Origin of the sequence: Corallococcus interemptor (assembly GCF_003668875.1) — a bacterium.
GTDB classification, from domain to species: domain Bacteria; phylum Myxococcota; class Myxococcia; order Myxococcales; family Myxococcaceae; genus Corallococcus; species Corallococcus interemptor.
Genome location: NZ_RAWM01000030.1, coordinates 13481 through 27317, shown reverse-complemented (window position 1 = coordinate 27317; position 13837 = coordinate 13481). Strand labels below are relative to the sequence as shown.

14 protein-coding genes are annotated in these 13837 nt (G+C 73.1%); 10 read left to right on the top strand and 4 right to left on the bottom strand.

Annotation, left to right across the window (positions count from 1 at the left end):
- Nucleotides 1-22 precede the first annotated feature (22 nt).
- From D7X96_RS13920 to D7X96_RS13900, 5 genes are all read left to right on the top strand, one after another.
- The gene (locus D7X96_RS13920; RefSeq protein ID WP_120550841.1) at nucleotides 23-991 is read left to right on the top strand and encodes a hypothetical protein; all 969 of its coding nucleotides are present in this window, start codon (nucleotides 23-25) and stop codon (nucleotides 989-991) included.
- A gap of 61 nt (nucleotides 992-1052) precedes the next feature.
- Nucleotides 1053-2024: a hypothetical protein gene (locus D7X96_RS13915; protein WP_121769924.1), complete on the top strand. Its 972-nt coding sequence runs from the start codon at nucleotides 1053-1055 to the stop codon at nucleotides 2022-2024.
- A complete protein-coding gene (locus D7X96_RS13910) occupies nucleotides 2021-2686 on the top strand; it encodes a hypothetical protein (protein ID WP_121722492.1) in 666 nt (221 codons plus the stop codon). Before D7X96_RS13915 ends, D7X96_RS13910 begins: the two co-directional genes overlap by 4 nt.
- Nucleotides 2687-2689: 3 nt before the next feature.
- Nucleotides 2690-3094: a hypothetical protein gene (locus tag D7X96_RS13905; RefSeq protein WP_120550844.1), complete on the top strand. Its 405-nt coding sequence runs from the start codon at nucleotides 2690-2692 to the stop codon at nucleotides 3092-3094.
- A gap of 3 nt (nucleotides 3095-3097) precedes the next feature.
- The gene (locus D7X96_RS13900; protein ID WP_121769923.1) at nucleotides 3098-4102 is read left to right on the top strand and encodes a hypothetical protein; all 1005 of its coding nucleotides are present in this window, start codon (nucleotides 3098-3100) and stop codon (nucleotides 4100-4102) included.
- On the opposite strand, the gene D7X96_RS13895 is transcribed toward D7X96_RS13900, so the two are convergent.
- On the bottom strand, nucleotides 4099-4485 hold the full coding sequence (locus tag D7X96_RS13895) for a serine/threonine protein kinase (protein WP_120550846.1): 387 nt from the start codon (nucleotides 4483-4485) through the stop codon (nucleotides 4099-4101). The two genes, D7X96_RS13900 and D7X96_RS13895, sit on opposite strands and share 4 nt — an antisense overlap.
- 227 nt (nucleotides 4486-4712) lie before the next feature.
- On the opposite strand from D7X96_RS13895, the gene D7X96_RS13890 reads away from it, so the two are divergent.
- Together D7X96_RS13890 and D7X96_RS13885 are read left to right on the top strand one after the other, a co-directional pair.
- Nucleotides 4713-6260, top strand: coding sequence for a sensor histidine kinase (locus tag D7X96_RS13890; RefSeq protein WP_306437704.1), 1548 nt, complete (start codon nucleotides 4713-4715; stop codon nucleotides 6258-6260).
- Nucleotides 6261-6362: 102 nt separating this feature from the next.
- Complete coding sequence (locus tag D7X96_RS13885; protein ID WP_121722490.1) at nucleotides 6363-6974, top strand: tudor domain-containing protein; 612 nt, start codon at nucleotides 6363-6365, stop codon at nucleotides 6972-6974.
- 5 nt (nucleotides 6975-6979) lie between these two features.
- On the opposite strand, the gene D7X96_RS13880 is transcribed toward D7X96_RS13885, so the two are convergent.
- Nucleotides 6980-7345, bottom strand: a complete 366-nt coding sequence (locus tag D7X96_RS13880) for a response regulator (RefSeq protein ID WP_120550849.1) — start codon at nucleotides 7343-7345, stop codon at nucleotides 6980-6982.
- A 73-nt stretch (nucleotides 7346-7418) separates the two neighbouring features.
- Nucleotides 7419-7766, bottom strand: coding sequence for a helix-turn-helix domain-containing protein (locus tag D7X96_RS13875; RefSeq protein ID WP_121722489.1), 348 nt, complete (start codon nucleotides 7764-7766; stop codon nucleotides 7419-7421).
- 241 nt (nucleotides 7767-8007) lie between these two features.
- Between D7X96_RS13875 and D7X96_RS13870 the strand changes: the two genes are divergently transcribed.
- From D7X96_RS13870 to D7X96_RS13860, 3 genes are read left to right on the top strand one after another with little or no spacing between them, the layout of a single operon-like run.
- Nucleotides 8008-9582, top strand: a complete 1575-nt coding sequence (locus tag D7X96_RS13870; RefSeq protein ID WP_121722503.1) for a GDSL-type esterase/lipase family protein — start codon at nucleotides 8008-8010, stop codon at nucleotides 9580-9582.
- A complete protein-coding gene (locus D7X96_RS13865) occupies nucleotides 9579-11831 on the top strand; it encodes a serine hydrolase domain-containing protein (RefSeq protein WP_121769922.1) in 2253 nt (750 codons plus the stop codon). The genes D7X96_RS13870 and D7X96_RS13865 overlap by 4 nt, the downstream gene beginning before the upstream one ends.
- A 13-nt stretch (nucleotides 11832-11844) precedes the next feature.
- Nucleotides 11845-12726: a YIP1 family protein gene (locus D7X96_RS13860; protein WP_121769947.1), complete on the top strand. Its 882-nt coding sequence runs from the start codon at nucleotides 11845-11847 to the stop codon at nucleotides 12724-12726.
- Here the strand turns inward: D7X96_RS13860 and D7X96_RS13855 are convergent.
- On the bottom strand, nucleotides 12723-13796 hold the full coding sequence (locus D7X96_RS13855; protein ID WP_121769921.1) for a hypothetical protein: 1074 nt from the start codon (nucleotides 13794-13796) through the stop codon (nucleotides 12723-12725). The genes D7X96_RS13860 and D7X96_RS13855 overlap by 4 nt on opposite strands.
- Nucleotides 13797-13837 lie beyond the last annotated feature (41 nt).

The following is a 13837-nucleotide window of genomic DNA, read 5'->3' as shown; positions in this document are numbered from 1 at the left end:
GCGGCTCCTACGCTCCCGCGCCGTGGCGCTCGACCCCTCCGAATTCCTGAAGACGTATGTCTATGAAGCCCGCGCTCCGGTGACGGAGGTGCTGGCGGACCTGAAGGCGTTGGCGGAACTGGACGCGCGGGTGGAGCGCAAGCGGCGCACGCTGTGGATCACCGCGTGGAGCCTGATGGCCTTGAGCATCGCGGGCTGCGCCATCCTGAGCGCCGTGGTGGCGCAGCTGTCGTTCGGGCAGCAGGACGCGCTGGCGGGGCTGCCGTGGCTGGTGGGCGTGGGCTTCTTCGGGGTGGGCATCGTCCTCTTCATCGTCCGGGCGAGCATGGGCCGCATGGACCTGGACAACCGGCGCTATGGGCTCCTGGCCACGGTGCTGAAGCGCTTCCAGGTGGACCTGGACGTGAGCGCGCCCGTGGACGTGAAGCTGGACCTGGCGCGCACGGATGAAGAGCGCAAGTGCGTGGGCAAGAAGAAGCGCGGCCGGTGGGACAGCGAGGACTTCACGGACGCGTGGCTGTCCCTGCACGGACGCTTCGCGGACGGCACGCACCTGCACCTGTCCGTCGTGGAGCACCTGCAGAAGCGCAGGCGCACCAGCCGGGGCAGCAGCGGCAAGACGAAGCTCAAGACCAAGCGCAAGGGCAAGACGCTGCTCCAGGTGGGGCTGCGCGTGAAGCCGGAGCGCTTCCCCGGACTGGCGGGCCTGAGGACGAACGCGAAGCAGGCCGCGAAGCTGCCGCCGGGCGTCGCGCTGTCGCGGCTGGACGTGGCGGAGGACCGCCTGGCGATGCGCGCCGTGCTGGACCAGGAGTGGACCGTCCTGACGACGAAGCCCGCGCCTCCCGAGGGGAGGACGCCCCAGGGGCTGAAGCCTCCCGCGCGCCAGGACGGCGCGCGCGCCGCGACGATGATGCTGCTGTCCCTCTACCAGGTGCTGGGCACCTCGCGCCGGCAGGGCGCCGCGCCGGCCCGCCAGAAGCCGGTTTGACCTGCCGGAGGGCGCCTCCTACGCTCGGCCGCCGCTCCCGCTGGACAAGGTTTTCCCTTCCGTGCCGCTCGAACCCGAAGCCTTCCAGAAGACCCGGCGCTACCAGGTGAGCGCGACCGTGCCGGAGGTGCTGGAGGCCCTGTCCCCGAAGCCCAGGCCCGCTCCGGAGCCGGAGCCGGAGCCGGAGAGCCCCCGGAAGAACACCCCCGCGCGCTTCGGGGTGGGGCTGCTCGTCGCGACCGCGGGGCTCTTCCTGGTCCTGCGCCTGCTGCCCCCGGACCAGGAGGGGCTGGCGTCCCTGCTGGGCTCCCTGTGCCTGCTGTCGTTGTTTGGCGGCGGCATCCTGCTCATCGCGTCCTGGATGCTCCGGCAGGAGGCCGAGGCGCAGCGGTCCTGGCCGCCGGGCGATTGGGTCGTGGAGCCTCCGCACGAGGCGCAGCGCCGGCAGCTGCTGGCCACGGTGCTCCAGCGCTTCCAGGTGGACCTGATGGCGGATGCGCCCGTGGACGTGACGCTGGACCTGACGCTGCCCGTGGACCCCGCCAAGCGCGCCCAGCCGCGGACGCAGGGCCCGGCGACCCGCGAGGACTTCGTCGACCCCTGGCTGTCGTTGCAGGGCCGGTTCGCGGACGGCACGCAGCTGCACCTGTCCGTGGTGGACCAGGTGCGGGTGGTCGAGCGCATGAAGACGACGCCGCTCAAGACCAGGATCCGGCGCAAGCGCAGCGGGGTCAGCCTGATGACGGTGGCGCTGCGGGTGAAGCCGGAGCGCCACCCCGGGCTCGCGGCGATGGAAGACCACGCGCGCGGCGCCGTGAAGCTGCCCCCCGGCGTCAGGCTGAAGCGGCTGCGCGTGGCCGAGGACCGGGTGGAGCTGCGCGTCCTGATGAACGAGGACTGGGTGGCCCGGCCGCGGGATCCTCGGAAGACGGACGCGTCGCGCACCGTGACGATGATGCTCTTGAGCCTGTATCAGGTGCTCCACCACTCCAGCTCCCAGGGCCAGCCCGGGAAGATGAGGTCCACGCCGTGAAGCTTCGTGTCCTGTTTCTCGTGGGCCTGGGGGTGCTCGGGGCCTCGGCCTGCACGGAGGGCGGCGCTCCCGCCTCCAGCGCGCCGCAAACCCAGGCCATCCCCGCCAACGCCGCCGCCGCCGCCGCCGAGCCGAAGGAGGCGGGCACCAAGCTCAAGTTCAAGGACGGCGACGACCGCGAGCGCTTCTCGCTCAAGCCCAAGGACGACGGCGCCAAGCTGGTGGACGGCGAGGACAAGGAGCTGGCCCGCTACAAGTGGAAGGGCGGCGAGCTCAAGGTGTCCGGTCCGGATGACACCGTGCTGGCCTATGTCACCGGCGGCCCGGACGCGTTCCAGGTGAAGGACGCGACGAAGTCGGTGCGCTACACGCTGACGCGCGAGGGCGCCGGGTGGAAGCTCACGGACGCGCAGGGCGCGGTGCTCTACACCGTGGCGCCCGATGGCGGCGGCGCGTCCGTGAAGGGCGCTTCCGGCGCGGAGGCGCTCCACGTGAAGGTGCGCGAGGGCAAGCTGTCCCTGCGCGACCCGTCCGGCAAGACGCTGCTCGCCACCAAGCAGCCGGTGCCGCCGGAGGCCGCCGCGTGCCTCGGCTTCGATTCGCTGGACCTGCCCCTGCGCATGGCCCTGCTCTTCCGCCTCCAGACCCCTGCGTCGCCCTGAGCCATGTCCCCTTCCTTCCCGTCCGCCACGCCGCAGTGCCAGGAGACCTCCGGCTTCCTCTTCTCCCACCCGTGTGAGCGTGGCTCGACCACGCAGTGCATGCGCTGCCAGAGGGCCATCTGCCTCCTGCACATGCGCACGCTCGACGGCGCGGAGACGGTCTGCGTGACGTGCGCGCGCGCCGCCGACAACGGCGACGAGAATCGCGACCCGTCCGACACCTCCGACGAGGACGACCCCAGCTACTACTACGAGGACTACGGCTACTACGGCCGCGACGCGTGGCGTGGCTCCGGCGCGTCGTCGTCCTCCTCCGGCAACGACCGCAACGACTTCACCGAGGCCGACGGCGAGAGCGTGCGGCGCGAGGACGACGCCTCCTTCGAGGAGGACCTGGGCGGGAGCTAGCGCGTGGCCACGCGACGCCAGCGCTGGCGCCTGTATGCGCTGGGCGGAGGACTGGGGCACCTGACGCGCGCCACCGCGCTGGCCCGCGCCGCCGTGGCCCGGGGCCACGCGGTGGACCTGCTCACCAACAGCCCGTTCGCTCCCGGCCTGCCCCTGGAGTCATGGCTGGGTCCCGGCGCCACCGTGCACCGCGTGGACGCGCGAGCGGACAAGGCCACCACCGTGGCGGCGGTGGGCGCGTGGCTGGCGCGGTCCACGCCGGACGTGCTGGTGGTGGATGCGTTTCCGCGAGGACTCGCGGGAGAGCTGGTGGCGCTCCTGCCCACGGTGCGCGCGCCGCGCGTGCTGGTGCACCGCGACCTGAACCCCGTCTACGTGGAGCGCTTCGACGTGGCGCGCGCCGTGGACGCGTTCGACCTGCTCGTCGTGCCCGGCGAGGACGCGCCCTTCGCGCAGCACCCGCGCGCGGTGCGCACGGCGCCGTGGCTGCTCCTGGACGCGGACGCGTGTCTGTCCCGTGAGGACGCCCGGCGCCAGCTGGGCCTGCATGACGGGGACGCGCGGCCCTTCGTCGCGGTGATGGGCTGTGGCCGCCCGGAGGAGGTGGCCCAGGCGCGGGAGACCGCGGCGCGGCTGCGCGCGGCCTTCGAGGAACGGGCGGCGGTGCGGTGGCTGGTGCCCACGCCGCAGGACGGCGGGCTGACGGTGTGGCCGGCGCTCGCGGTGATGCGGGGCGTGGACGTGCTGGTGGGCGCGGGCGGCTACAACACCGTGCAGGAGGCGCGGGCCACCGGGACGCCGCTGGTGGCCCGTGCGCGGCCCCGGCTCTATGACCGGCAGGCCCTGCGGCTGACGGAGGCGGAGCGGGTGGAGGACCCGGGGGCGCTGGAGGCGAGGGTCGCGTCCCTGCTGTCCCTGCTGCTCCAGGCGGGGCCCCGCGAGCGGCCCTCGGCCTGGGACAACGGCGTCCACGCGGCGGTGGAGGCCATCGAGCGCGTCGCGCGCTAGTGCTTGAAGCCCTGGTGGCCGGCGGCTGGCTCGATGCCGTGGGCCATGACGAAGTGGTAGAGGATCTGCGGGTCCTCCTTGGGACCGCCCATCAGCTCCACCAGGAAGTGGCCCGCCTGCGGATCCGCGTCCGGATCCGGGGAGATGGTGACCTCGGAGATTTCGCGGCCCACCATCACCATCTCGCCCACCAGGGACTTGCCCTTGATGAGCTGGAGGACGTGCTGGCGCTCCTCCTCCATCAGCATCCAGTGGAAGTCGTCATGGTCGAACAGCGTCATGTCGGGGGAGCCGCACCGCAGGATGCAGTTGGTGTGCTCCTGGAGCCAGCGCCAGAAGGCATCGAAGTTCAGGGTGCGGGCCGGTGGGGCGAGCAGATCCATCGGGTGACCTCATCGAGGAGAGCGGGCGCCCGAACGCCGGGGGACGCATCGGGCCGCGTGTCCGTGCTGACTAACATGGCCGGGCCTCGGGAGGCCGGCTCCTTTTGGGGGCGGTGTCCGGGAGGGCCGGCCAGCGGCCGGGGCGCGAATCCACGATATCGGACGCTTGTTGCTTTCCTCAGGAAGAGGACGGCAACCAGGGGGGTTGGCGCGGCTCGGGAGGGAGGATGCGAGACCATGATGAAGCGGGACGCCAGCCGGAGGCTCGCACGGGGGGCGCGATGAGCCTGCGCGCGTTCTTTTCCACCGTGGTGGGTGGGCTGGTGCTGCTCACCATCATCTCCGCCACCCTGCTCGTGGTGCTGACGACCGCCCTGGAGCGGATGACCTCCACGCTGAGTGAATCCGTGGAGGGGGTGCGCCAGGCAGAGGAGCTGGAGGTGGACCTGCTCGTCCACTCGCGCCTCCTGGCGTCGCCGGACACGCCCATGGTGGCGGACCCGTCGCGCGGGCGCACGCCTCCCCAGCTGGAGTCCGACCTGCGCCGCCAGATGGTGGAGATGCACGCCATCGCGTCCACCGACGAGGAGCGCCAGACCGTGACCCAGGTGCAGCAGCAGGTCTACGCGTACCTCGCCGCGCAGCACGCGCCGCTGGGCCCCAGCGTGTCCCAGGCCCAGCACGAAGCGACGGCGATGGTGTCGCTGGACGCGTCGCTGCGCTCGCTGGAGCGCCTCATCCAGATCAACGTGGACCAGGCGCAGGAGGCCCGGCAGCGCGCCACGCGCTGGAGCGAGACGGCCAACCTCATGGGGCTGGTGCTGGGACTGCTGGTGCTGGCGACGCTGGGGCTGGTGGTCTTCTGGCTGGGCCGCTTCGCGCTGCGTCCGGTGACGGCGCTGCGCAGCGCGATGGCCGGCTTCGGCCGGGGCGGGCGGCACCTGCGCGCGCCGGAGGAGGGCCCGTCCGAGCTTCGCGACATGGCGCGCACCTTCAACGAGATGGCGGACAGCCTGACCCACCAGCAGGAGCAGCAGCTGGCGTTCCTGGCCGGCGTGGCGCACGACCTGCGAAACCCCCTGTCCGCGCTGAAGCTGTCCACGGCGCTGACGGGCCGAGGAGAGCTGACGCCGGAGCGGATGCAGCGCACGCTGTCGCTGGTGCGCCGGCAGGTGGCGCGCCTGGACCGGATGGTGGGGGACCTGCTGGACGCGACCCGCATCGAGGCCGGCAAGCTGGAGCTCCAGCCGGAGGTGCGCGACACGCGCGAGCTGGCGCGCTCCGTGGTGGAGCTGTACCAGTCCAACGAGTCCGGGCACGCGCTGGACCTGGTGATGCCGGACACCCCGGTGCTGGTGCGCGCGGACCCCGCCCGGCTGGAGCAGGTGCTGACCAACCTGGTGAGCAACGCGCTGAAGTATTCCCCTTCGGGCAGCCGCGTGGAGGTGGCCGTGCGCGGCGACGCCGGCCACGTGGTGCTGGCCGTGACGGACCAGGGCATCGGCATGTCGCCGGAGGACCTCCAGGGGCTCTTCATCCCGTTCCAGCGCGCGGGCAACGCGAAGCAGCGCGCGCCGGGCGTGGGGCTGGGGCTGTCCGTGTCGCGGCGGATCATCGAAGCGCACGGCGGCCGCATCGAGGTGGAGAGCCGCCCCGGCCAGGGCTCCGTGTTCCGCGTCCACCTGGCCCGGGTGTCCTCCGGCCCTCCTGAGCCGTCCGCGCCCTCCGACTCCGAGGAGGAACCCGGAGCCGAGGGCTCCAGCGCGGTGCACTGAAGGCCAGGGCAACCGTTGCCTGAAGCGGGCGCGGGTGAAGCGGAGGGATGCGCCCGGGCGGGGCAGGGCGTACCTTGCGGCCCCATGTCAGGAGCCGTCTGGATGAAGAAGCAGTCCTCCCGGGCCGTGCCGCTGGCCGCCGCCCTGCTGGTGCTGGGCGGGTGCGCGGGCCGCACGCGGACCGAGCCCCCCGTGGCCTCCGCCGAGCCCGTGCGTCAGTCGCCGTCCTCCGTCGTCCAGTCGCGGGAGGGGGGCTTCAGCGTGACGTTCCCCGGCCCCGTCACCGAGGAGCGGCGCGTGCAGCCCACCGACGTGGGCGAGGTGACGCTGCACACGTTCATCGCCGCGCGCACGCAGGAGGACACCGCCTACTACGTCTCCTATACGGACTTCCCGCTCGCGGCGGTGGCCCAGGTGCGCCCGCGCGACGTGGTGGACCGCGCCAGCCAGGGCGCGCTGGAGGCCCTGGGCGCGACGGCCATCACCGCGAAGCCGCTGCAGATGGAGGGCGGCTTCCCGGGCCAGGAGGTGGGCGGGCTGTCCGGTCCGCGACGCCTGCGGGGCCGCTTCTTCATGGTGGGCCCGCGCCTGTACCAGCAGCTGCTGCTGCACCCGGAGGGACGCGCGCCCGAGGACGCGGACCGCTTCTTCGACTCGTTCCACCTGGACCCGGCCATGGCGGTGAAGCTGGGGCAGCGGACCACCGGGGGCTGAGGCCTTCAGTGCAGCGGGTGCACGAAGCGGCGCACCCCGGCGAGCAGGGCCTCCCGGTCGAAGGGCTTGGCGAGCACCTCGCGGATGGCGGGGTGCCGCTCCTCGGAGGAGGAGAGGGCCACGACGGGGAGGTCCGCGAAGCGCGGCTCGCGGCGCAGCGTGTCCAGGAGCCGCCAGCTGTCCTTGCGCGGCGTCCACATGTCCACCAGCACCAGCGCGGGGCTGGGGTGTGACTCCAGCCACGCGAGCGCCTCGTCGCCATTCGCCGTGGCGGCGACGGTGTGGCCTTCCGCGAGGAGGATGTCCACGAGCGCGTCGCGCAGGTCGCTGTCGTCCTCGACGAGGAGGAGGGTGGGAGGCGCGCGGCTCATGGGCCCCGACGCTTAGGGCAATCAAGACAGGAGTGACAGGGAACATCTGCCGGGTGCGACCGGCAACGCCTGCTCAACGCTCGTCGAACATGGCCTGGAGCACGCGCCAGGCGAGCTTCAGCTCGGAGCCGGAGCGGCTCGCGAGGAAGTCGCACAGCTCCGCCACGCCGTCCGCGCGCTCCGACTCGAAGGAGTGGAAGAGCGTCTTGAGTGACACGTCCAGTCCCACGGACAGTTTGCCCAGCGTGTCGAGCGACGGAGAGAAGGCGCCCCGCTCGATGCGGCGGATGGCGTCCACCGACAGGTCACTGCGTTCCGCGAGCGCTTCCTGCGTGAGCGACCGGCTGTTGCGCATGCGGCGCACGTGGTCGCCAAATCGCCGGTGGAGCTTCGTCCACGTTGTGAGCCGGTTCTTCGCCATAATCGCGGCGGATAATTTGGGGCCGCGACGCGACATGTGAAGGGACCCTGTTCGCGGCCTGACCCTGCATTTGCGCTGGGGGCGCAGAAAACCGGTTCTTCCGCGCGCGCTCCGGGCCTGGACGTGTGGTGCCTGACGGAATGGGTGTCCGGGATGGCACGCCGGGGCGGCCCGCATGGCGGCCGAGCGTGGGGTCCAGAACATGCGTGTCCCCGGGCTTTCGTCTACGCTCGCGGACCACATGACGGTTCTCGATGTCTCGCGGGGGCTCTGGCGGGCGGGGCTGCTCGCTGTCCTGGCGGGGGTCCTGCTCCCCGGGTGCGAGTCCCGCACACCCCCTCACCGCTTCCCCCTGACGACGACGCCCGCGACGGACTCCGTGCCGGCGCCGCAGGGGGCGGGTGCCACGCGCCCCACGTCCGAAGCGTCGCAGCCTTCCGCCAGGCCCGAGCCCGCGGTGGTGCCCGCGTCCGCGAGCCTGACCGCGCCCGCCGCGAGCAAGCCACGCCGCTCCGAGTTCCGCGCGCTGCCGCCCACCAGCGAGCGCGGCGGACAGCTGCACGCGCTGGCCACGCGGCTCAAGGCTCCGGGGGGCAGGGTGGAGGACCCGTGCCTGGAGACGGATGACACCGGCTGCGCGCGCTCCGCGCTGACGCCGTTCTACACCGCGCTGGACGGGCTCCTCGAGACACCGGGGACGACGCCCACCGTCATCGCCGCGTTCGGCAACTCGCTCATCGCGGGGGACCGCATCGTGGACGTGGTCCGCGAGGATCTGACGGCGGGCTTCGGCGACGGAGGCCGGGGCGTGCTGCTGGTGGACCGCATGGCGCCCTACGGCGGACGCAATCGCACGGCCGCGGTGAGCCATGGCTGGCAGCCGCGCACGCTGGGCGAGCTGAAGGCGCCGCCGCACCCGTTTGGCATCACCGGCGTGTACCACCTGGCCACGGAGGACCGCGCGCGGGGCCGCTTCAAGCTGGAGGGCGAGCCGCGCGGCACGCTGTGGTGGAAGGACGTGAAGGGCGCGGGCCCCCTGGTCGTGTCCGTGGATGGCACGGTGCTCGCGCGCACGGAGCCTCGGGGGGACGGGGCCAGCCGCACGACGTCCTTTGAGTTGCCCGCGGGCGCGAAGTGGCTGGACGTCACCGCGGAGGGCAGGGGCGCCATCGTGCAGGGCGTGGTGCTCCAGAAGGACGAGGCCGGCATCGTGCTGGACATGCTGGGCGTGCCGTCCGCGGATGCCACGCTGTATGCCCGGCTGGAGGAGGACGCGCTGAAGGCGCAGCTGCAGCAGCGCGACCCGAAGCTGCTGCTCTTCTTCCTGGGCGGCAACGAGTCCAAGCGCCTGGAGTGGAAGCGCACGGACCTGCCCACCGTGCGCCAGGACCTGGCCGCGCTCCTGCGCCGCACCCGCGCCGCCGCGCCGGGCAGCGCGTGCCTGGTGGTGGGCCCCATGGACGCGGTGCAGGACGGCCACGCGAAGGGCAAGCCCCTGACTCAGCGGCCGTTCCTGGAGGCCACCATCCAGGCCGAGCGAGAGGTGGCGCTCGCGGAGGGCTGCGGCTTCTTCGACCTCTACGCGGCGATGGGCGGCGCGGGGTCGCTCGCGCGCTTCAACCAGGCGGGGTTCATGCACGACGACCTGGTGCACCCGCGCGGCCACGGCCTGGACCTGCTGGGCCAGCTGGTCTCCGACGCGCTGCTGGCGGGCTGGATGGACGACGGCGCGGTGCCCGCTCCGGCGCTCAAGACCGCGAGCGAGGATGCCCCGGCCAGCAGTGCGAGCAGCGAGACCGCGGAGGCGGTGCCATGAAGCGGCTCTTCGTCGCGCTGTGGTTGGTGGTGCAGGCCGGGCCCGCGTTCGCGCAGGAGGCCCCCGCGGCTCCGCCGGAGTCCAGCGCGCAGGTCGCGCCCGCGCCGGACGCGAAGGCCTCCTCCGGGTTTCCTCCGGAGGTGCAGCGCGCGCTGGACGCGCTGGTGCGCGCGGACCTGAAGCAGGGCCCCACGGCGGGCCTGTCCGTGGGCGTGATGCGCGGCGGCCAGCGGTGGATGCACGGCTACGGCTACCGCGACCTGGCCAGGAAGCTGCCGGCCACGGTGCGCACCACGTACCGCATGGCGTCCATCACCAAGTCCTTCACGGCGGTGGCCGTGATGCAGCTGGCGCAGGCGGGCAGGCTGGACCTGGACGCGGACATCCACACGCTGGTGCCCGAGTACCCGGTGAAGCAGTGGCCGGTGACGGTGCGGCAGCTCTTGGGCCACCTGGGCGGGGTGCCCACCTACGACAGCCCGAGCGCCGGCAACAACACGAAGCCGGTGACGACGAAGGAGGCCATCGGGCTGTTCGCGGACCGGCCGCTCGTGTCGGAGCCGGGCACGCGCTACCTGTACACGACGTGGGGCTTCAACCTGCTGGGCGCGGCGGTGGAGACGGCCTCCGGCCAGTCCTACCGCGAGTACCTGCGCGACCACGTCTTCGGCCCCGCGAACATGAGCCACGCGGACGTGGATGACATCAGCACGCGCGACGCGCAGCAGGCGGTGGGCTACCGCATCTCCGGCGCCACGCTGAAGCCGTCGCGCTTCCTGGACGTCACCAGCCGCTTCGCCGGTGGAGGCACGCGCGCGACGGTGGAGGACCTGCTGGGCTTCGCGCGCGCGGTGCTGGACCACCAGCTGGTCACGCGCGAGACGATGGGCCGCATGCAGGCCTCGATGGTGACGCGCGACGGGCACATCACCGACTACGGCATGGGCTTCGCGACGTATCCGCTGCGGGGCCACTACCTCGTCGCGCACGCGGGCGGACAGCCGGAGACGACGACGCTGCTGGTGCTGCTGCCGGCGGAGGACACGGCCATCGCGCTGGCCACCAACGTGGAGGACGAGGCGAAGCGGCTGCGCCGGCTGTCCATCCGGTTGATGGAGACGGTGCTGGACGAGGGCGCGCCGGCCCGGGGCGGCCACTTCACGGACCCCGTGGACGCGGTCGTCCACGAGGGCATGGGACGGCTGGCCAGCTACGGGCTCGCGTACCACGACTGGGCCACGCGCGGGCCGGGCATGCTGCCGCCGGAGACGGACCTGGCGGGGGCCTTCACGAAGGTGTCCGCGCTCTTCGACCGCGCGGCCATCGCCCGGGACGGCCGGGGCGCCATGGAGCGCATCCGCGGCGCGCACGAGCCTCGCGGCGAATCGCTCTTCATCCGCGTGGGCGCGCACATGGCGGCCACGGTGGAGAAGGCCATGGGCGCGGAGCGGCTGCGCTCCTACCGCACGCAGGGCGCGGCGGGCTTCTTCGCGGACTACCTGGCCGCGTGCGAGTCGCTGAAGTGCCCGGAGGCGGAGCGCTTCAGCCCGGCCGTGCGCGGCGACGTGGCCCGCTTCGTCGCGGGGTGGAAGCGCGCGGAGGTGCCGGCGCTCAAGCGCACCCGGCTGGAGGCGGCGAAGGACCCTGAGAAGCTGTGGCCCGCGCTGAAGGAAGCGGCGGTGCGCGCCCCCGCCGTGCGGCCGGACTACACGGACGAGCTGCTGACGCTGGCGGACCGCGCGAAGCGAAAGCCCTCGGTCCGGATGCGCTGGCTGGAGCGCGCCACGGAGCTGCATCCGGAGTCCATGGACGCGCACCTGGCGCAGGCCGTGGGGCTGATGGAGGCGGACCGGGAGGCGGAGGGCATCCCGCACGTGCGCGAGGCGTTCGAGACGCCGGAGGGCTCGCTGGTGCTGTCGCCCGCGGGCTTCCTGAAGCGGCTCCTGGACACGCGCTCGCCCAGGGTGGCGCGGGGGCTCCTGCGGGCGGCGGTGACGCTGCACCCGGACGCGCCGGAGCTGTGGGACGCGCTGGCGAAGCGTGAGCGGGCGCTGGGGGACGCGGGCGCGGCGAAGAACGCGCTGGCCCAGGCGAAGCGGGCCCGTCAGGTCCGGGCCGCGCAGGAGGCCCGAGCTCCGAAGGCGCCGGGCATGGTGACCCCCGCGGGGAGCACGCCGGGCATGGTGGCCCCGGCCGGGAGCACGTCGCCCTCGGTGCCGGTGGATCCCGAATCTCCGCCGGAGCCGTGAGAGGATGGGCGCGATGACGCCCTCCTGTCCTTCCTGTCAGGCCCCCTTCGCTACCGGCGCGGAGACGTGCGCGCGGTGCGGGGCCTCGCTGCTGGTGGCCCCGGCCCCTGGCGGCGCCGAGCCCGTCTGCGCCGTGCACCCCGAATGGCGGAGCGTGGCCACGTGCCAGCGCTGTGGCGCGTTCGCCTGCGCCCGCTGCCTGCGCCAGGGCCCCGAGGGCGCCATCTGCGCCACCTGCCACGAGCGTGAGCCGCTGGGCCAGCTGCCGTGGGACCAGCGCGAGGAGCTGGGGACGCTCAAGGCCTTCTGGCGCACGTGCTTCGGCATGTTGATGCGGCCCACGGAGACCCTGAAGGGCGTCAACCCGGACGCGTCCGTGGGCAGCTCCATGGGCTTCGTGCTGCTGTCGGCCATCGCCGGCTTCCTGAGCACGTGCCTCCTCTACATCGTCATCTTCGCCGTCGTCCTGGGGTTCATGCCGGACAGGGAAATGCGCGCGAATGAGCAGGACGTGAAGCTGTGGATGACCGTGGGCATGGGGGTGGTGACGCTGCTCACGCCCCTGTTCGTCACCGGCATGACCCTGGTGAACGCGGCCGTGGACCACCTCATCCTCCGCATGGGCGGCGTGGAGCGCGGCTTCTCCGTGACGATGCGCGCGCACGCCCTCTCCCATGCGCCGTACATCGTCGGCGTGATTCCCTTCGTCGCCGTGTACGCCGCGCCCTTCTGGGCCATGGGCCTGCGCGTCTTCACCTACCGGACGCTGCACCGCACCAGCTGGGGCACGGCGGCCGCGGGCGCGCTCATCGCGCCGTTGCTCTCCTGCTGCCTCTGCGGCGGCGCCTACGGCGCCATCATGTTCGCGACCCTCAAGAGCACCGGGCAGTTCTAGGGCTGCGCGGACGCGGCCGTGGCCCCGTGCGGCACCCGCGAACCGGGCTCCGGCCAGAAGCGCGCGGCCCGGAACCCGTCGAAGGACGCCGCCAGGCGCCGCGTGCCCACGTCGTAGACGCGCACCTGCGCCTCGCCCGCGAGCAGCAGCAGGTCCCCGCGCGCCATCGCCCGCACGGGGCTCTGGGCGGGCAGGGCCAGGCACTCGGGTTCGCCCAGGTGGCCGTCCTCCAGCTCCCAGCGCACCGGCATCATCAGCGCGGTCTGCTCGCCCGCGGTCTGCCACGCGAACAGCGGACCGCCCCGCGACTCCACGCGCGCCCAGCCGCCGAAGACGTCGTGCCCCCGGCGCGGCACCACCGCGTCCAGCCGGGCCGCGTCGTGGCTGTCCTCCTCCAGGCCCTGCGCCACCAGCGCGTCCGCGTCCCCGGCCACCGTGGAGGACACCAGCATCTCCGTCGTGGTGAGCGCGAACACCGCGTCCGCGTCCCCGCGCGTGGCCACCGTCTCGATGCGCTTCCACGCCCCCGCCTCCAGCCGGTACGCGTGCGCGAGCCCCGCGCCCTCGTCCTCGTCCGGGATGGGGATGCGCCGGCCCTCGAAGAGGAAGGCGTCGTCGCGCCGCGCCAGCTCGCCCGTGTACGCGGTCAACGCCACCAGCCGCCCCACGGAGTCGAACCCCACCGCGCCCGTCAGCCCCTCGTCCGGGAGCAGCTGCGCGACGCCCTGGCCCGACGTCAGGTCCACCACCCACACGCGCCCGGGGCCGCGCGCGCTGCCGGCCGGGTCCCGCACCGCCGCGTGCTTCCCATCCGCGCTCCACGCGAGCTGCAACCCGTCACACGCCGCGTCCACCGTGACCAGGGCCCTGCGTCTGCCGTCTGACTCCAGGCGCAGCCACGTACAGCCCGACGGCGCCGCGTCCTGCAGCACCGACAGTGAGAACGGCGCCACCTTCACCCGCACGGCCTCCGGCGCGGCCACGGGCACGGCCGGCGAGGAAGCCTCCGGGGGCTTCTGGCAGGCGCTCACGAGGAGCAGGGCGCCGATGAGGTTCGAGGTGCGGGACATGTTGAACTCCTCCGGAAAATGACGCTGTCCACGGAATATGT